Genomic DNA, 19,764 nt, shown 5'->3' on the forward strand with positions numbered 1-19,764 from the left:
ATTGTTTTGAAGAGTGTGAAAAAAACTCAAATATTTTTTCTTAGAATCTAAACTCATAGCCTGCGGTGATGAATCTTGGCAAGCCAACTCTAATTCCTTGAGGCCTTCTATTTGCTATATATCTCGCATCTGTCGCATTTTTAACGCTCAGATTGAACCTAGAATTCCACTTTTTGACATCATAACTAAGCATGGCATCCAAAACAGTATAAGCATCTATTATACCCGTATATCCATCTGCTGAAGGCAATTCACTATTCAATTCGTCAGTAAATTGGCTACCTACATAATTCAGTGACAATCTTGCGCCAAAGCCCGAATTTGTTTCAAAAGTCAAGGCCGAATTCACAAACCAATTTGGTGCGTAAGGAGTTCTGTTTCCATTGATGTTTACATCTTCTATAAATCTGTCCGCTGCGTAAGTAGACAGAGCGTAAGTTGCATTGATATCATAGCTAAGTTTACTTTTGGAAAAACCAAACAAATTACTCAAATCAAATATCAAAGCTGACTCTACACCTCTATGCCTTGTAGCTCCTGCATTCACCACTCCAAATCCTACACCACCAGAAGACTCTGATACTGGTATGATTTGATTGCTAAAATCCATAAAGAATCCAGTCATTTCCATAAACATCCAGTTGGATATTTCTGATCTGAATCCAAGTTCATAGTTCCAACTCTCTTCCGCATCCAGATCCAAAACATCTCCCAATTCAGTTATCGCATCCTTAGTTCTTGGAGGTGCATAACCTTTGTGGACACCACCAAAGAAATTCAATTTCTGAGTTGGTCTGTAATTGAATCCCATACCCGGAATGATTTCATGGATCACATTTCCAGCCAAAAGGACAGTATCTCGGATACCTATATTTGCGAAGTTTCTTCTTCTGATATCCCTTTCGTAATCAAAGTTTTCATATCTAACTCCCACATTCAAGTCCACCTTTTCTGAAAGCGCAAATTTATTTTGGGCATATGCAGCAAAAGCATTCCCTGTTCTTACCTCATCTTCTACGAGGTTACCACTTTTCACACCTGCCTTAGTACCATTAATCCTTTGTTCATTGGCTTGCTCCCAAAGTAACCTTGTACCCACGGTGAGCTCATTATTTATATTGAACAATTTGTGATCTATTTCCAATCTTGGTTCAATACCAGCTACTGCAAATTGTCTATTTCTATTACCTGTTGAATTTCTCATGAAGATAGCACCTCTAGGTACACTTCTATCACCCCATTCTACTCCCGTCCAATTCGCAGGTGGCGTATTGGAATCATTGATCGTGAAATCCTGCCTGTTCCAATTTCTTGTAGTCGTATATGCATAAGCAATTGTATTCAGTCTTACATTCTCATTGAATCTATACTTGTGACTGAAGCTGATCGAGTATCTCGACACATCAAGCTGATCATCTGGGGCTAATCTTGTAAAATCTTGTCCACCCTGATCATACATAATTTGGTTCAAACCAATATAAGTAGAATTTGACACTTCATTATAAACACCCAACTTTAAGCCCAATTCTGATTTCTCATTGATGTCAAATAGAAATTTTGTGTTAAAATCTGTTATATCAAAACTTGTTGGACCAACATTATCCGCTCTTTTCTTGAGTAGATTTACTTGCATTCCAGTGTTTCCAAAGGTATTTCCATAATTTACCAATCCCGAAAAAAATCCTCCTTGGCCACCTTGAATCCTAACAGACCCTTCCTGCTCCTGTGGCGGGTTTGGAGAGATGTAATTCACTACACCTCCAATAGTCTGAGGACCATAAAGAATCTGACCCGAACCTTTCAAAATTTCCACCCCTGCCATTCTATCAATAGCTGGTGTATAATACATCTCTGGCTCACCATAGGGGGATAAAGCTACAGGCACGCCATCTTCCAACACCAATACAGATCTACTTCGATCTGGATCTAATCCTCTAATACCTATGTTGACGCGCATTCCTGCCCCTTCCTCATCCACCACATGCACTCCTGGAGATCTTCTCAAGACCTCATTTCCACTTATTGGAGCAATCGTATTGATTTCTCTTTGATCAATGTATGTCACAGATCCGGGAACTCTGCTGAACACCCTGTCTTTATCTGAAATCACAGTAATTTGAGGCATTTGAACATCTGATTCTAAAAAGACCAAGTCAACTTCACTGATTTCGCCATCAATTACAGTAACTTCCCTTGTAAATGTCTTATACCCAACTGCAGAAATCCTGAGAGTATAATCTCCATCTTTCAAGTCAAAAATCTCGAATGTACCGTCTAGATTGGTATAAGTACCCTTTACTGTTCCCACTACTGAAATATTGGCGTAAGGAACTGCTTCCCCTACTCCTGATTTTATTTTGCCTGCTATCACCAATGACTTTTCATCACCATTATTATTGGCAAAAGAGTAGTGCGATAACCCTAATAAAACTGTAAATGAACAAATTAAAGCAATTAGAAATCCTTTCATGAAATGTTTTTTTACTTATCCTTATTTAGATTTAGTACAATTAATACGCAAAAGTATCTCCTATTTAAACTTAATCCAAATAAGATTAGAGATTTTTTTGGTTTAGAATTTCAGATTGTGAAATGGCCAATTTTGAAATTTTCATGGTCAAATACGTGAAAAAGTAAGTTTTAAGATTGTTTCTATAAATCAAATGCACAATAGATAAGTTTTCGGATACCAAAGAATGAAATAAAATCCTTTTCTTTGCGTCGTGCAAGCTGGCTTGTCGCTGTCCTGAATTTCGGGAGAGAGGAAAGTCCGGGCAACATAGAGCGCCATACTTCCTAACGGGAAGGGGTCAAGTTGGTGACGGCTTGATTACAGAAAGTGCCACAGAAAATATACCGCCCCGATCCCGATAGCTATCGGGATCGGGGTAAGGGTGAAATGGTGGGGTAAGAGCCCACCGTCCCGCTGGTGACATCGGGAGCAGGGTAAACCTTATGGGTTGAAAGACCAAATAGGTCCCGCACCAGATTCAATTCTGGAAAAGGCTGCTCGTCTTTCTGCGGGATGGGTAGGTTGATTGAGTCTGTTCGTGAGGGCAGATCTAGATAAATGACAAGTAATCCAATTGCCTTGCAATTGGAAGACAGAACCCGGCTTATAGGCTTGCACTCTTTTTAACATTTAGAAAACAATATACTCATATGCCAAAAATTCTAATTATCGACGATGAAAGGGTGATCAGAGCCACTTTAAAAGAAATTTTAGAATATGAAAAGTACGATATCTCCGAAGCTCAAGATGGTGAAGAAGGATGGAAAAAAATCCAAGAGGAAGATTTTGATCTTGTCCTGTGTGATATCAAAATGCCCAAAATGGATGGAATAGAGGTTTTGGACAAAGTAGCTACTTTGGACAAACAGCCTCAATTCATCATGATTTCGGCACATGGAAGTATAGAAACTGCTGTGGAAGCTACCAAAAAAGGAGCTTTTGATTTTGTACCTAAACCACCTGATCTCAACAGACTCTTGTTGACAGTCAGAAATGCGCTTGACAAAAAAGTGTTGGTAACTGAGACAAAGGTCTTAAAAAAGAAGCTTTCCAAAAAATTGGATATGGTAGGAGAATCTGAACCAATCAAGCAGGTGAAAGACACTATCGAGAAAGTTGCTCCAACCGATGCCCGAGTTCTGATTACTGGCCCAAATGGTACCGGTAAAGAACTGGTAGCCCATTGGTTACACGCCAAAAGTAATCGCTCTGCTTCTCCATTCATCGCAGTAAACTGTGCCGCTATTCCTTCAGAATTGATAGAAAGTGAACTTTTTGGGCACGAGAAAGGAGCTTTTACATCAGCAAATAAGCAAAGACAAGGTAAGTTTGAGCAAGCAGATGGAGGCACATTGTTTTTGGATGAAATTGGCGACATGAGTCTTTCTGCTCAAGCAAAAGTATTGCGTGCGCTTCAAGAGCATAAAGTAAGCAGAGTGGGTGGAGACAAAGATATCCGAGTAGATGTCCGAGTACTTGCCGCTACCAACAAAGATCTGAAAAAGGAAATTGAAGAGGGGAAATTTAGGGAGGACTTATACCATAGGTTGAGTGTGATTCTAATTCAGGTACCTGCCTTGAAAGATCGTAAGGAGGATATTCCTTTATTGGTAGAGAAATTTTTGGAAGACATATCCAAAGAGTATGGGACTGCCAAAAAAGAAATCGATAGGGCTGCATTGTCCAAACTTCAAGAATTTCCATGGACAGGAAATATCAGGGAGCTCAGAAATGTGGTAGAGAGATTGGTGATATTGGGTGAAAAAACTATTTGCCTAGATGATATAAAAAAATATGCTGACTATTAATAGTCAGCATATTTTTTATCCTTTAATTTCTTTCGCATCCAAGGCTTTGGCGTAAGCTGGACATGGTCTGCTCGATGCGCATGAGCTTAGTGCTAAGATACCTACAGTAACAACTGCTATCAATACTCTTTTCATAATCCTACTTTTTATTAAAGCCCAAAGATGTCTAATTCTTAGAGGAATACAAAATTAATTCACCATTAAGTTACATCCTCTCACTTCACTATTATCAAATCTACCTAAAATCTCCAAATCACCATTCTCATCAAATCTACCCAAGTCTTGCGTTTCTATAAATGCACAAGAATGGAAATTAGCCAAATCTATGATATTGATTCCACCTTGGCTTCTTCCTGACAATGAAAAGGGGTCATTTATATCTCTTATTACAACGTGCATCGTGCTAGGTAAAGTATATTTTCCATATCCTTTTGAATAAGCTTGAGACATCAGTTCAGTCATGCCGTATTCAGAATGTATATTTTCTAGATGAAATGCTCTAGTCAAAATATCATGAACTTCCTGTCTAATCATTTCCTTTCTTCTCCCCTTCATCCCTCCTGTTTCCATTACGATCAAATTTCCCATTTTGGGGAAATCCATACCTCCTTCCGCCAAATCCAACAAAGCAAAAGTCACCCCCAGCAAAATTATTTTCTTATCACTGTCTTTAAGAAAATTTAGTTTCTCAATAAGTTCCTTGTGATTGTACAAGTAAGTTCCTGAATGTGGTGATTTCGATTTTTGAATAAAATATTCCGCCATACTTACCAATGAACTCCCAGGTCTTTCCATATAGGCTGGCAACAGCGCTAAAACATGATAGTCAGAAATCTTCCCATATTCTTTTTCAAAGAGATTGAGAGCATGATTTAAGTAAAATTCCTCTGACCAAATATAGTGTTTGCTTGTAATCATCCCGGTCGTTCCACTACTTGAATAAAACTTACCTAGATCACCAAGATCTCCTGAGGTGATCTGATGATCTTTAAAAAATCGAATTGGTAAAAATGGAACATTCTCAATTTTATCTATCATTAGAGGATCAACTCTCCTAGCTTTCAAGTATGATTTATAGACAGTGTTGCTTTCTGCCTGAAACCTAAAAAGTTCCAAAGCCTTCTCTTCAAAATTTTCATTATTAAAATTAAGGATATCTTCAGAAAAACTTTTGAAATAATTCATCGTTTTATAATTTGTCTTGACAAAATTAAGCAATTTTACCTCAGAAGACTTTATTGAAATTAATTTGGAACATGAATAGTGTTAGAAACTTCCTCCACATCGTATTGTTTGCAGCACTTTTGGGTGCATGTATTAGCCCTCCTGACAATTTCCCTTCAGTTCCTGAAATCACTTTTGAGGATCTGAACTTCGTGACTTCGCCGAATGGAGACTCTCTCAAAGTCAAAATTAGCTTCAAAGACGCAGAAGGAGATTTGGGACTGAATGCTATTGACATTAATCCTCCGTTTAATAGTTTGAATTTCATCAGAGACAGTAGTGGCGCGGTCATTACTTACAGCAATAGGCCGAGTAATGCTCCTAGTTATAACCCTATAGATTGGGCTATAAATCAGAGGGTAAACAACATCCTAATCAATGATACCATATGGGTTGAACAAAACCCAAATCATAATAATATTTTTGTGAAATTTTTCATCAAAAGAAATGGAGTGTTCAATGAATTCCGATGGGAAGATCCACCTTTTTTCACCACTTTCAATGGTAGATTCCCGAGGGTTCTTGCGACAAATCAAACCAAAGCTGTGGAAGGCAGTATCGAATATGCGATGCTATCATTTGGTTGGGAATCTATTTTTAGGACTGACACCTTGAGAATTGATGTTGAAATTCAAGACAGGGCGCTAAACAGAAGCAATCTGATATCAAGTCCCGAACTGACACTCGCACAAATTAGAAGAAACTAGGATATTGAAATCAAAATAAACAATATGAGTATCCGCAATATTGCACGTTGGCTCATAAGAGGTATTATGTGTTGCGGATTCTCGTCACCGGACAACTGTCAACAGAGCCAAATCATTTATCAAATATTCTATTGATTGGCTACGTGCAATCAAGCAGATACACATAAAAAACAAATCAATTTTATTGGATAGTTTCTTTTTGGACAGGTTTTTGCAACCATGTTCTGTAATACTATTTCATATAATTTTAATGTTTCTTATTTAATCAATACCCAAATTTAAATGGTTATCAACATGAAAAAATCACTCTATCTTACCCTAATCTTGGCATTTGTTGGATTATCTGGATCTTATGCACAAGGACTAAATTTTGGACTAAAAGGAGGTGCAAACTTCTCAAATTTCGAAGGTTCCAACACAACAGTCGAGTCAGAAAGTATTACAAGCTATCATGCAGGAGCTTTTGTAGAACTAGGCCTTGGAAGTAATTTTTCTATTCAACCTGAGTTATTATACTCCACTATGGGAGCAAATGTAACTTCATTTAATTCGGCATCAAATGACTTCAAAAATGAATTGGGCTATTTATCGATTCCGGTTATGGCAAGGATTTACCTGATCCCAAACAGATTATCGCTTGATGTTGGCCCGCAAGTCTCGTTTTTGATGAATGAAAGGGATAATTTTTCACTAGAGAAATCAAACACTTTCGATTTTGCTGTTTCTGGAGGTGTAACACTCCATATCTTAGGCCCATTATTTATACAAGGTAGATACAACCTAGGACTTACAGATGTGAAGACTGATGCTGAAGTGACCAACAGAGTACTTCAACTTTCTGCTGGAATAAGATTTTAAACCAACTATTACCACTCCAAAAAAAGTTCCTCCGGGAACTTTTTTTGATTAAAGTGAAAATTGATTTGATGAAATCATTTTCACTTAATATCGGTTGTAAAAACTGTAAACCGTTTTTTTTCTCTAACCACAAAATCAAATATGAAAGCATCAGACCTTTTTGTAAAAGCTTTAGAAAATGAAGGAGTAGAGTACATCTTTGCCGTACCCGGTGAAGAGAATCTTGACTTACTTCAATCTCTCAAAAATTCTTCAATCAAACTTATCCTCAACCGTCATGAGCAAGGCGCTGGTTTCATGGCCGCTACTTATGGTCGACTTACAGGCAAACCTGGAGTTTGCATGGCGACATTGGGACCTGGAGCGACCAACCTTGTAACTCCAGCTGCATATGCCCAACTTGGAGGCATGCCAATGATGATGATCACAGGCCAAAAGCCGATCAAAAAAAGCAAACAAGCCAGATTTCAAATCATCGATGTAGTGGACATGATGCGTCCTATCACCAAATACACCAAGCAAATCGTCAACAGCAATAACATTGCTTCCCAGATAAGAGAAGCTTTCAGAATTGCAATAGAAGAAAAACCAGGTGCAGTACATTTGGAGTTCCCAGAGGATATTGCCCAAGAAGATTGTGAGGACATTGTATTCGAAGTCACAGGCCATATCATCCCAAATCCTGATGACAAAGCCACTGACCAAGCGATCAAAATGATCCAAGATGCAAAGATGCCACTTCTTCTTATAGGTGCTGGAGCAAATAGAAAAATCACTTGCGATGCGCTAAAGAGTTTTGTGGATCAGACAGGGATATATTTCTTCAATACCCAAATGGGAAAAGGCGTCATCGATGAAAGACATCCACAATATTTGGGCACTGCTGCCTTATCTAGCAATGATTTTGTCCATGCTGCGATAGAAGCTGCAGACCTAATCATCAATGTAGGGCACGACGTGATCGAAAAGCCTCCATTCTTCATGAAACAAGGAGGCAAAAAGGTTATCCACATCAATTTTTCACCTGCGGAAGTTGACCCTGTATATTTTCCACAGCTCAATGTAGTCGGTGACATCACCAATGCCATCAAAAAAATCACTTCCAATATTGCGAAGCAAAGTCATTGGGAGTTTGAATTCTTCGAAAAAGTAAAGAAAGAGGTAGCCAGTCATTTGAGTAAGTATTTTGAGGATGAGCGATTCCCTACCCTACCCCAAAGATTGGTTAATATCCTTCGAAACAAGCTAGCCTCTGAGGATTTCATCACATTAGACAATGGTGTCTATAAACTTTGGTTTGCAAGAAACTATGTTTGTCATCAGCCAAATACACTTCTCCTAGACAACGCTTTGGCATCTATGGGAGCCGGCTTGCCCTCAGCCATGATGGTCAAAATTCTCAATCCTGAAAAAAGAGTGGTATCAGTATGTGGAGATGGTGGATTTATGATGAATTCCCAAGAAATGGAAACTGCTGTCAGATTGGGTTTGAACCTAACAGTAATCATTTTGAATGATTCAGCTTATGGAATGATCAAATGGAAGCAAGAAGACATGGGTTTTGAAGATTTTGGTTTGGATTATAAAAATCCAGACTTTGTCAAATATGCCGAAAGCTATGGGGCAAATGGCTATAGACCAGAAAGTGACGGTGATTTTCAAAAAATCCTTGACCATTGTCTCAACACTGATGGAGTACATTTGATAGATTTACCTGTCGATTACTCCCTCAACCACCCGATTTTGAATGTAATGTTAAAAGAAAAAGTAGATAAGCTATGAGTGATCAGAAAACATTGAAGATATACAACCCATTTAATCAAGAATTAATCAAGGAAATCCCGATGATGGGCAAAAAAGAAGTGATGGATTCCCTTGAGACCGCGTACGGACTTTTTCAAGACCGAAGCAAATGGATCCCTACTTTCAAAAGAATTGAGATCTTGGAGAAAGTTCAGGAAATCATGAAGGGAAAAGTAGAGGAATTGACCAATACTGCGGCAGAAGAAGGCGGAAAACCCTATCAAGACTCTAAGGTTGAAGTTTTGCGCGCTATCAACGGTGTGAAAATAGCAGCTGAGGAAATCGGAAGATTGACTGGAGAGCAGATTCCTATGGGACTGACAGAAGCCTCAGTAGGCAGGATCGCATTTACCACTAGGGAGCCGATTGGTGTCGTAGTTTCCATTTCTGCTTTCAACCATCCACTAAATTTGATTATTCATCAGACAATCACGGCATTTGCAGCAGGATGTCCAGTGATCGTGAAACCCGCATCTACTACCCCTCTTTCTTGTTTTGCATTTTTGGAGATTTTAAAGGAAGCCGGAGTCCCAGAAGGTTGGGTTCAGATAATCATCACAGACAATGACATAGCAGAATCTTTGGTTACTGACCAAAGGGTAAATTATCTCTCATTCATCGGGTCAGCAAAAGTGGGTTGGTATCTCAAATCCAAACTAGCACCAGGAACTCGTTGTGCACTGGAGCATGGAGGTGCCGCTCCAGTAATTGTAGAAAAAGAAGCAAACATTGAGGAAATGATTCCTGCATTGGCAAAAGGAGGTTTTTACCACGCCGGCCAAGTATGTGTTTCAGTTCAGAAGGTTTTTGTGCACGAGTCAATTGCGCGAGACGTGGCAGAGAAAATTGCAGCAGCTGGTAAAAAAATGGTCGTAGGTGATCCATTGGACAAGAAAACGGAAGTTGGCCCATTGATCACCCCAAAAGAAGTAGATAGAATAGAAGAATGGGTAAATGAAGCTATTGAAAGTGGTGCTGAAGCCATATCCGGAGGAAAGAAGATATCCGACACCTGCTTCGAACCTACCGTTCTTTGGGATCCCTCGCAGGACATGAAAGTCTCTAAGGAAGAAATTTTCGGCCCTGTGATATGTGTGTATCCATTTTCAGATAGAGAAAAAGCCATTGAAATTGCAAACTCTCTTCAGTATCATTTCCAAGCAGCTGTTTTTACGCAGAATTTAGACATTGCTTTGGATACCGTTCAAAAACTCAACGCAACCGCTGTGATGGTCAATGACCATACTGCATTTAGGGTTGATTGGATGCCGTTCGGTGGCAGGGATGCTTCAGGAGAAGGATTGGGAGGAATTCCATATTCTATGCATGAAATGACAAGAGAAAAATTGATGGTAATCAAAAGTAAACTTTTATAAACTATGGCAACTATAACACATCAAAATACTGGAGATAAAGGTCAGTTTATTTTGCTTGAAGATGACAAGCAGATCGGCCTAATGACATACAAAATGGAAGGAAGTGAAAAGATGGTCATAGATCATACAGAGGTGGATTCTGAGCATGAAGGCAAAGGACATGGTGAAAGTTTGGTCAATGCAGGAGTAGCCTATGCAAGGGAAGAAAACCTTAAAATTCTCCCTCTTTGTCCTTTTGTCAAAAAAATCTTCCAAGAAAATAAGGAAATCAAAGATGTAAGAGCTTAATTAACGGTATGAAAGAATATAGCAACGGTGAAGTAACCATCACATGGGAGCCAGAGAAATGTGTTCATTCTGGTGTATGTGTTAAAGGATTGGGTGAGGTTTTTCAGCCTAAAGAGAAACCATGGATTAAAATAGACGCTGCTACAAGCGAAAAATTGGTCAATCAAGTTAAAAAATGTCCTTCCGAAGCATTGGGCTATTACTTGAATAACGAAGACAAAGAAATAGCATCTAGCACCAATGAACAAATCGTCGAAGTAATCCCCAATGGACCCTTGATGGTGTATGGCAATATTGAAGTGAAATTCAAAGATGGGCATACAGAAAGAAAAAGCAAATCTTCAGCTTTTTGTCGCTGTGGATCCTCTCAAAACAAACCCTTTTGCGATGGGGCACACAAGAAAATTGGATTTGAAGGGTAGATGAGAAGGATTCTTCCATTGATAGTCCTTTCACAGTTTCTATGCACTTCTCTTTGGTTTGCGGGAAATACTGTGATTCCAGAATTAGCTAGTGCCCTACACCTTCCTTTGGCTTTTTTGGGAAATTTGACAAGCGCTGTTCAATTTGGCTTTATTGCAGGCACCCTTGTGTTTGCAATTCTTACGATTGCAGATAAATTTTCCCCTTCGAAAGTTTTCTTTTTCTCTTCGATCATCGCTGGAATACTGAATCTTGCGATTGTTTTGGATGGGATATCTAGCTTTCAAATTCTCCTGTTTCGATTTGGAACAGGTTTTTTCTTGGCAGGAATCTATCCTGTGGGAATGAAGATCGCTTCAGATTATTTTGACAAAGGGCTTGGTAAATCTCTTGGATTTTTGGTTGGAGCTTTGGTATTAGGAACTGCATTTCCACATTTGGTAAGAAGTCTTACAGACCAACTTCCTTGGGAATTTGTGATCTACGCAACAAGTGTCTTGGCCTTTGTAGGAGGTTTGTTAATTGTATTTTTGGTACCTAATGGGCCTCTTAGAAAAAGCAGCCAAGAATTCAATCCCTCTGTCTTCATAAAGGTGTTCCAAATCAAAAAGTTTAAAGCTGCTGCATTCGGATACTTTGGACATATGTGGGAACTTTATGCCTTTTGGGCATTTATACCTGTGATTTTGATGAACTTCCAATCCAACAATCCAATACAAATAAATGTCCCCTTCTGGTCATTCTTGATTATCGGGATTGGAGGAATTTCTTGTTCTTTAGGCGGTTTGGTTTCTAACTTAATCCCACCAAAAAGAATAGCCATTTTAGCCTTAAGCATTTCTGGCATCTGCTGTTTACTTTCCCCATTTTTCATTGGACAAAAATCTTTTGTTCTATTAATGTCTTTTTTGTTGATCTGGGGCTTTGCGATTACGGCAGACTCACCTATGTTTTCTACATTGGTCGCCCAAAATGCTCCTGAGCAGTCCAGAGGAACCTCACTTACTATCGTAAACTGCATAGGTTTCGGGATTACCATCTTAAGTATTCAGCTTCTCAACTTTGCTATGCTAAAAATCTCCTTATCATATCTATTCTTGATTTTGTCTGCAGGACCTTTATTTGGATTATATGCTATGTACACTTCAAGAGAAGATAAGGCTTATTCAAATACATTTCAAAAAAAAGAAATATGATTATCCGCTTGTGTACAAGTACGTGTATTAAAACATATAAATCATGCTGATAATCGTCAACAGATAACAATTTACGGTCAACTTGCTGATGTGTTGAACTGAATACATTATTTTAAGTGGCTACTTGTAAGTAGGCGGATATACATAAAAAGAAATATGAAATGCTTCATACAATATTTTTAATGGATAATGGTAAGAAAGCTGCGTTACAGACTTCAAAAAATAAATCAAAAACCTAATTGGAAATTTTTCTGTTTAAATACAAATGAAATCTAAATACCTTTTTGCAATCTTAGTCCCAGTCTTGCTTATCTATATGTTTTCTGATATTACAACTCGTTCCAATCCTGAATTTCTATCCAATCCTAAACTTGCAACTACTCCACCAAATTCAGATTGGAAAGGAACCCCAACTGACTCCAATGGTAAGTTCATCAATCTTTATAATCTCTTTGAATCATCTTTGAGGGATGTTTTGAAATGGCAGCTTAGCAAGAACCCACAAAAAGAAGAGAAAAAAAGAGATAAAAGGTCTTTGCCTGTTTCAAAAGAAATTTACGATTTCAAAAATGGAGAGGATTATCTGATCTGGTTGGGGCATGCAAGCTACTTGCTGAGTTTAGACGGAAAAGTTTTTATCACGGACCCACTGCTTATAGATAATGTGTTTTTGAAAAGGAAAAGTGACCTACCATTTCCACTAGAATCCTTTCCCAAAATTGATTATCTTCTATTGTCCCATAACCACAGAGACCATTGTGACAAAAACAGCATCAAATGGCTGATAAAAGAAAATCCTAAGCTAAAAATAATGACTGGCTTGGGCATGGAGAATGTCATTGATTCGTGGCTTGATGGTCAAGAAGTACAGGAAGCAGGTTGGTACCAATCGTTTGATCTAAATGAAGCTAATCCCAAAATTCATTACGTCCCAAGCCGTCATTGGTCAAAAAGGGGGTTGAATGACGACAACAAAAGTTTGTGGGGTGGATTTCACATACAAACCAAAGAAAAATCTATCTATTTCATGGGGGATAGTGGACAAGGAAAACATTTTGAGGATATCAAAAATACTTTTGGATCACCGGATTACTGCTTGATGGGAATTGGCGCATTCAAGCCAGAGTGGTTTATGCATCAAGCACATATCAGTCCTACTGATGCTATTGAGGCGTTCAATACACTAGGCGGCAAGCATTTTATTCCTATGCATTATGGAACTTTTGACCTTTCGGACGAACCAATAATGGAACCTTGGGACTTGATCTACGCAAATAAAGATTTGATCAATGGAACGTTGATAGAACCGGTATTAGGGAAGAATTTACTGAAGGATTAATGATGTCGTGATCTATGTTTTTATTGTAGCAAATAAGGATGAGAAGTGTAATAGTCTTTGAAGAAACACTTCATTTGAGATGTACCATATTCAATTCTAGGAGAAGCCCTAAGAGAGGTATTTAAATTTAATCGTCTGTGGGGACACAGGCCATGATAGCCATCAAACATACCTTTCTATTCAAAAAGTCAAATTAATCAACTTTGCCGAAAATTCACCTTATCACCTTTCTAAATTAATTTATCTTATCTTTGTGACACTTTGTAAAAAGATCGGCAAGTTGTAAGCCGCTTTTAATTAACATTTCCGCTGATTCAGATCATACAACGTCTTTTCCAGCCAAAATCACATTCAGCCACATGGCATTCAAAAATTTAGAACTTATTGAACCAATCCTCAAGGCATTGACCGAGGAAGGTTACACCACGCCCACTCCTATACAGCAAAAAGCCATTCCTTTGGTTTTGGAAAAAAGAGACCTTTTAGGTTGCGCACAAACAGGAACTGGAAAAACAGCTGCTTTTTCCATCCCAATCATCCAGTTATTGGCTTTGCAAAAGCAAAGAAAACCAGGAATCAAAGCTTTGATCCTTACCCCTACAAGGGAATTGGCAATACAAATCGACGAAAGTATCGCTGCCTACGGAAGATTTACAGACATTAAGCATACAGTTATATTTGGTGGTGTGTCACAGTTACATCAAACTAATGCACTCAAGAGAGGCATAGACATCCTTGTAGCTACTCCAGGAAGACTTTTGGACCTAATCAATCAACGATTTATTGATTTGAGACAGCTCCAGTTCTTTGTTTTGGATGAAGCCGATCGAATGCTTGATATGGGATTCATCCATGATGTAAGAAAAGTAATTGCCTTACTTCCTGCAAAGCGTCAAACATTGTTTTTCTCTGCTACTATGCCACCTGAGATTCAGAAATTGGCGGATGTACTTTTGAAAAACCCAGCAAAAGTGGAAGTGACACCACCTTCTTCCACTGTAGATAAAATAGACCAAAGATTATACTTTACCAACAAAAGTGACAAGCCAAAATTGCTTTATCACCTATTGGAAGAATATAAGATCAGAACAGCATTGGTATTCACAAGGACCAAACATGGTGCAGACAAAGTCGTGAAATTTCTTGCAAAAGATGGAATCAGAGCAGCAGCAATCCACGGCAACAAAAGCCAAAATGCCAGACAAAATGCCCTGAAAGATTTCAAGGCTGGAAAATTACAAGTATTGGTAGCAACAGATATCGCTGCTAGAGGAATTGATATCGATGAATTGGCACATGTTTTCAACTATGATTTGCCAAATGTTTCTGAAACATACGTTCACAGAATAGGTAGAACAGGTAGGGCTGGGAATTCAGGGATTGCAATCTCAATCTGTGATGAAGAGCAGAGAAAAGAACTGAAGGATATCGAAAAATTAATAGGAAAAGACATTCCAGTAATCATGGATCACCCATATCCTTCCAAAATGCCTGCAGGTTCAGGACTTGCGCAGAAGGTAAAAGCCAAAACTCAAGGGAGAAAGCCACACAGCAAGCCACATCATAAAAGAAGGGATTAAATTGAGCTATTCTCAGAGTTATAATGAGATTGGTTCATCAAGAAATATTTTCCCACAACTTTTATATGCTGAAATGAAACTAGGAGAAAAGCGAAAGGAGTTACACCTTTCACTTTTCTCCTTTCGCATTTTTAAGAAAAGACTTTTTACGTTTATTTCAGGAAAGATTATTAAGCCTTCATTTCTTGACGTAACAAAAATCACAATAACGATCCAAATTTGTATAGACATTTGTATTTCTAAATTGGATAAGAATGAGAAGTATCCCATTTTTTCTTAATTTCAAGTACAGAAAGCTACAATGCAAAATAAACTCAAGAACACAGTCAAAAGCTATTTACCTATTTTGGAATGGCTGCCAAATTATAAGAAGTCTGATCTTCAAGGGGATCTATCAGCAGGTCTAACAGTTGGAATAATGCTAATCCCTCAGGGAATGGCGTATGCTATGCTTGCTGGGTTGGAACCGATTCATGGATTGTATGCGGTAACTGTACCACTCTTGCTCTATGCGATTTTTGGGACTTCGAGACAGCTTGCAGTAGGTCCTGTGGCTATGGTGTCTCTCTTGACTGCTGCTGGCATTGCAAGTTTGAATGCTGATTCTCCGGAGCAATATCTGCTCTATGCTTTGACCCTGGCTTTTTTGGTTGGATTGATTCAGTTTGTCATGGGGATTTTGAGGTTAGGCTTTGTAGTCAATTTCCTCTCCCATCCAGTCATCAGTGGTTTTACTTCAGCTGCAGCCATCATTATAGGACTGAGCCAAATCAAGCACTTGTTTCGGATAGACCTTCCCAACTCTGAACATGTCCAAGAGATGGCAGTAGCAATTTTTCAAAATATTGGAGAGATTCATTGGATCACTTTTGGAATTGGCGTAATTGGAATCATCATCATCAAGTACGGTAAGAAAATCCATAAAAGCTTCCCTGCTCCCCTTGTAGCAGTTGTTGTTGGGATTTTGTTGGTTTGGGCTTTTGATCTTACAGCAGCAGGTGTAAAGATTGTTGGAAGTGTTCCAAGTGGACTTCCTTCCATATCATCGCCAGCTTTCGATTGGGGCACATGGAAAACACTTTTCCCTATTGCTTTGACCATTTCATTGGTGGGATTTGCAGAGAGTTTTGCTGTGGCAAAAACAATCCAATCCAAACACAAAAATTATAGACTCAATTCTAACCAAGAATTGATCGCTTTGGGAATGGCGAACTTTGGCGCTGCTTTTTTCAAAGGGTATCCTGTCACAGGAGGTTTCTCCAGAACTGCCGTAAACAATGAAGCAGGTGCAAAAACAAGCCTTTCTTCAATTATCAGTGCATTGTTGATTGTATTGACTCTTTTGTTTTTCACAAACCTTTTCTACAACCTACCTAGTGCGATTTTAGCGGCTGTGGTCCTAGTAGCTGTATCAGGTTTGGTAGATTTCAAAGAGCCAATACATCTCTGGAAAAAAGACAAAGTTGATTTTTGGATGCTTATAGCCACATTTGTGATTACCCTGACCCTGGGAATAGAAACTGGGATCATATCAGGAATGATTCTTTCTCTGATAGTGGTGATCTATCGCGCATCAAGACCCCACATGGCACAACTTGGGCGAGTTCCGGGCACGAATATCTATAGAAATATAGACAGGTTTACAGATTTGGATATTCGGGACGACTTGATGATGGTCAGGATAGATGGACCAATTTACTTTGCCAATGTAGAATTCATCAAGGAAAAATTAGACAAATGGATTCTAGATCGGCCTACCAAAGTGAATATGATCATTTTCAACATGGAGTCTGTAACCAATATCGACAGCACCGGCGCGCATGAACTCAATGAATGGATCAACAATTGGAGAAAAATCGGTACGGATATCTGCATGACGAGCATCAAAGGCCCTGTACGTGATGTGCTGAACAGATGGGCTATCTTGGAATACGTGGGGGCCGACCATGTTTTTGTGGATGATAACACAGCCGTGTCAGCTTTTGACCATACGATAGATACGGAAATATTGGAAAAATATACACCCTACGCCATACAGTCTAATTTGAAGAAATAATGTGTTTGATCCATGTAGACCAAAAAGTTGGGTGAGCACTTCTTCAACTGAAAGCGCAAAGGGAACTTTTGGGAGAAGAAATTTTGGATGTACTTGTTGTAGGAGAAAAGTCCTATTCGGCGACTGGACAATTTTTTGAATCCGTTACACCAAAAAGGTCAATGATTTGTTTTGAGGTTTTTTTTTGAAATATTAAATATGGTAATAAAGGATGATGGTTCGCAAAAATTAAATCCTTTTCGGGGGTATCCTCCAAGTTTATATTGGAAGTAAAATACATTACCGTCTATATGTATTTTTCGATATTCTCCCTATTGTCTGTTTTTGATAGGAATAAAGTATCAATGCTGGCCACAATAGAATTGGTATATTTCTTGGAATCAAACATACCTTCCCAATCTTTGGCAATTTCACTTTCTTCCAAGATTTCCACTGCTATCCCTTCACAATATGTCCCGATATATCTTCCTTTGATAAAGGAATTGTCAATATTTTCTATGTTTTTTTCCATACAACCTGCAATACAAAATAAGGCTGGCACTAAAATTTGTATTAATACTCTCGGTTTCATGGTTGTTTCAACATTTGATTTTTGTCTGTCAGTTTGCAAAGGATTTGAAAATCAATTCCAAATCTTTGTACCAAACAGCACCTTCAATTCAACTCTATTTTGCAAGTAATCATTAAATTTTTCAGAATCATTAAAATCAATTCTAGTACCATCACAATGAAATTGGGTTTGATTGGTAGAACTTCTTATAGCCTCCTGCAATTCAACAACTTCCCTGCCTTCATATTTATACAAAACAATGCCATTGATTTCAGGGCTACTTCTTATTCTGTCAACCTCTATACTTAGCCATTCTATCTTTTCTATCATATTGCCATCTACTCCGCAATTCAAAACATCTTCTGCATCTTCCGAACAACTCAGAAGTACAAATCCTATCAAGGCAAAAATTAGATTTCTCATTTTTTTAGAATTTTAAAGTAAATGCAAAGAGTCAATCGTACGCTTTTAAAAAGACTAATTATTCAACCCTTATTAAATAAGTCACAATCTTATTAAGAGGTAGTATCAGGGAGCTAATTGGATTAACTACAAACTTCATTTCTGAATCAGTCATAGTAATCAGATACCTGTTATTGTCAATTCTCAACAAATACAAATCTTTCCTTTCTTCATCTTGTGATTGTTCAATCACTTCGAAATCATATTCCCCTGAATGAATGCCAATATAATCTTCTAAATCGCTGATAATGGTCAAGCCGCCATTCATATCGAAATGAAACATGATGTTATCGCAAGAATAATCTTCAGCCCTGCCTTCTTGGTTGGTACTAGGAATAACCTCTCCTTTGACTACTTTCCAAGTGCCTGTAATATCACTTTCAGAACCAATCAAAGGATCTACCCTACACCTTAACTCACTGTATGGACTTTGTCCTTCTTGACAAGCAATAAGAATTAGAAAAGCACATAAAATCAATATGTTCCTCATACTTCCTTGACGTAGTCAAAACAGATTATGCTACAATTTAAACTCAAATCTTTTCAAACCCTGAATTTACTTGCTATTTTTTTCATTGTTCTTCCTTTGTTTTCAACCTTCTTAAATGCCTCTTACCCAAAGTAAAAAGACCTTCTCGAAATTCTGCTGGACAGGCTACTCCCGAGTGCTTTAGAGATCGAGGTGACGCAACCGCAGAAAGTCTTGCATCATTTCTTGTTTCTTGCTTTTCATCTCTATGTACATTGTGCTTGGTACTTATTCCTCGCAAATCATCTCAGCGTATCTTTGCACCTCTCTTCCCTTTGCGAGAAACCTTTACCCAACCAACTCCTCAAAATCATCCCTGATATAGATTACATTTCTACCTAACTCGATCCATTTTTTCTTCTCTAGTTGCTTGAGTAACCTGGAGATAACTTCCCTGGAAGTCCCAAGTTCGTTGGCTATTTCTTGGTGGGTAGTTGTCAATTCATTTGTCTTGAATTGCTTCATCTTGGTGACGATGTATCTCATCAATCGTTCATCCATTCGCTTGAAAGCTACAGCATCAAGCGCTACCAGTAATTCTTGAAATCGACTTTGGTAAGTATTGGAAACAAAATCTTTCCATTGCCTGTACTTGTCCATCCAATGTTCGTGGTCATTGAGAGGTATTCCTAAAATTTTTGTATTTTCTTCTGCCACAGCTTTGATTTCAGATGGCTTGGAAGCTGAACAGCAAGTCAAAGAAAGGGCGCATGTTTCTCCAGGTTCTAAGTAATACAAAAATAGCTCCTTGCCTTCTTCATCTGTGCGGAGGATTTTAATAGCTCCTTCCAATACTATAGGGACCATTTTCACAAACTGACCTGGCTCTGTAATAGTTCTCCCTTCATCAAAAGTATGAATTGTTCCTTGATCCAATAATTCTTGGAGCAACTTCATATCAGTAATGATTGGTAAAATTTGCTTTAATTCTTCTATTTCCATGTTGAAAATTTCGATAAAATTAGGGATAAAACCATCCTGAAGATAGTGATAATTATCACATAGAGAAAAGGGTTGAAAAACCTTTCCAACCCTTTTTTTAAAAAGCAATAA

At 38.3% G+C, this 19,764-nt stretch carries 18 protein-coding genes and 1 other RNA gene; 12 read left to right on the forward strand and 7 right to left on the reverse strand.

Annotated elements, in window-relative coordinates:
* Window positions 1-40 precede the first annotated feature (40 nt).
* On the reverse strand, window positions 41-2,470 hold the full coding sequence (locus MM236_RS10300) for a TonB-dependent receptor (RefSeq protein ID WP_241274897.1): 2,430 nt from the start codon (window positions 2,468-2,470) through the stop codon (window positions 41-43).
* Between the two features lie 252 nt (window positions 2,471-2,722).
* Between MM236_RS10300 and rnpB the strand changes: the two genes are divergently transcribed.
* An RNA gene (gene rnpB / locus MM236_RS10305) (RNase P RNA component class A) lies at window positions 2,723-3,135 on the forward strand.
* A 27-nt stretch (window positions 3,136-3,162) separates the two neighbouring features.
* Window positions 3,163-4,320: a sigma-54-dependent transcriptional regulator gene (locus MM236_RS10310; RefSeq protein ID WP_241274898.1), complete on the forward strand. Its 1,158-nt coding sequence runs from the start codon at window positions 3,163-3,165 to the stop codon at window positions 4,318-4,320.
* A 189-nt stretch (window positions 4,321-4,509) separates the two neighbouring features.
* Here the strand turns inward: MM236_RS10310 and MM236_RS10315 are convergent, their stop codons facing one another.
* Complete coding sequence (locus tag MM236_RS10315; protein ID WP_241274899.1) at window positions 4,510-5,505, reverse strand: LuxE/PaaK family acyltransferase; 996 nt, start codon at window positions 5,503-5,505, stop codon at window positions 4,510-4,512.
* Window positions 5,506-5,576: 71 nt separating this feature from the next.
* On the opposite strand from MM236_RS10315, the gene MM236_RS10320 reads away from it, so the two are divergent.
* From MM236_RS10320 to MM236_RS10365, 10 genes are all read left to right on the forward strand, one after another.
* On the forward strand, window positions 5,577-6,251 hold the full coding sequence (locus MM236_RS10320; protein WP_241274900.1) for a hypothetical protein: 675 nt from the start codon (window positions 5,577-5,579) through the stop codon (window positions 6,249-6,251).
* 294 nt (window positions 6,252-6,545) lie between these two features.
* Window positions 6,546-7,109: a porin family protein gene (locus MM236_RS10325; protein WP_241274901.1), complete on the forward strand. Its 564-nt coding sequence runs from the start codon at window positions 6,546-6,548 to the stop codon at window positions 7,107-7,109.
* Window positions 7,110-7,250: 141 nt separating this feature from the next.
* Window positions 7,251-8,891 carry an acetolactate synthase large subunit gene (locus MM236_RS10330; RefSeq protein WP_241274902.1) on the forward strand — a complete coding sequence of 547 codons (1,641 nt, stop codon included), beginning with the start codon at window positions 7,251-7,253 and terminating at the stop codon, window positions 8,889-8,891.
* Entirely contained in the window at window positions 8,888-10,288 is a 1,401-nt protein-coding gene (locus tag MM236_RS10335; RefSeq protein ID WP_241274903.1) for an aldehyde dehydrogenase family protein, read from the forward strand. Before MM236_RS10330 ends, MM236_RS10335 begins: the two co-directional genes overlap by 4 nt.
* A gap of 3 nt (window positions 10,289-10,291) precedes the next feature.
* Entirely contained in the window at window positions 10,292-10,576 is a 285-nt protein-coding gene (locus tag MM236_RS10340) for a GNAT family N-acetyltransferase (RefSeq protein WP_241274904.1), read from the forward strand.
* An 8-nt stretch (window positions 10,577-10,584) separates the two neighbouring features.
* On the forward strand, window positions 10,585-10,998 hold the full coding sequence (locus MM236_RS10345) for a (4Fe-4S)-binding protein (RefSeq protein ID WP_241274905.1): 414 nt from the start codon (window positions 10,585-10,587) through the stop codon (window positions 10,996-10,998).
* Entirely contained in the window at window positions 10,999-12,195 is a 1,197-nt protein-coding gene (locus MM236_RS10350) for an MFS transporter (RefSeq protein WP_241274906.1), read from the forward strand.
* A 265-nt stretch (window positions 12,196-12,460) separates the two neighbouring features.
* On the forward strand, window positions 12,461-13,534 hold the full coding sequence (locus MM236_RS10355) for an MBL fold metallo-hydrolase (RefSeq protein ID WP_241274907.1): 1,074 nt from the start codon (window positions 12,461-12,463) through the stop codon (window positions 13,532-13,534).
* 359 nt (window positions 13,535-13,893) lie between these two features.
* A complete protein-coding gene (locus MM236_RS10360) occupies window positions 13,894-15,114 on the forward strand; it encodes a DEAD/DEAH box helicase (protein ID WP_241274908.1) in 1,221 nt (406 codons plus the stop codon).
* Window positions 15,115-15,415: 301 nt separating this feature from the next.
* Window positions 15,416-17,170: a SulP family inorganic anion transporter gene (locus MM236_RS10365; RefSeq protein WP_241274909.1), complete on the forward strand. Its 1,755-nt coding sequence runs from the start codon at window positions 15,416-15,418 to the stop codon at window positions 17,168-17,170.
* Between the two features lie 286 nt (window positions 17,171-17,456).
* Here MM236_RS10365 and MM236_RS10370 read toward each other — a convergent pair whose 3' ends face one another.
* The 5 genes from MM236_RS10370 to MM236_RS10390 form a co-directional block, all read right to left on the reverse strand.
* The gene (locus tag MM236_RS10370; protein ID WP_241274910.1) at window positions 17,457-17,741 is read right to left on the reverse strand and encodes a hypothetical protein; all 285 of its coding nucleotides are present in this window, start codon (window positions 17,739-17,741) and stop codon (window positions 17,457-17,459) included.
* Window positions 17,742-17,792: 51 nt separating this feature from the next.
* Window positions 17,793-18,143 carry a hypothetical protein gene (locus MM236_RS10375; protein ID WP_241274911.1) on the reverse strand — a complete coding sequence of 117 codons (351 nt, stop codon included), beginning with the start codon at window positions 18,141-18,143 and terminating at the stop codon, window positions 17,793-17,795.
* 58 nt (window positions 18,144-18,201) lie between these two features.
* The gene (locus MM236_RS10380) at window positions 18,202-18,672 is read right to left on the reverse strand and encodes a hypothetical protein (protein WP_241274912.1); all 471 of its coding nucleotides are present in this window, start codon (window positions 18,670-18,672) and stop codon (window positions 18,202-18,204) included.
* A gap of 82 nt (window positions 18,673-18,754) precedes the next feature.
* Window positions 18,755-18,952, reverse strand: coding sequence for a hypothetical protein (locus MM236_RS10385; RefSeq protein WP_241274913.1), 198 nt, complete (start codon window positions 18,950-18,952; stop codon window positions 18,755-18,757).
* 47 nt (window positions 18,953-18,999) lie between these two features.
* Entirely contained in the window at window positions 19,000-19,653 is a 654-nt protein-coding gene (locus MM236_RS10390; RefSeq protein ID WP_241274914.1) for a Crp/Fnr family transcriptional regulator, read from the reverse strand.
* Between the last annotated feature and the right edge of the window lie 111 nt (window positions 19,654-19,764).

The organism is Belliella calami (assembly GCF_022549695.1).
GTDB lineage: Bacteria > Bacteroidota > Bacteroidia > Cytophagales > Cyclobacteriaceae > Belliella > Belliella calami.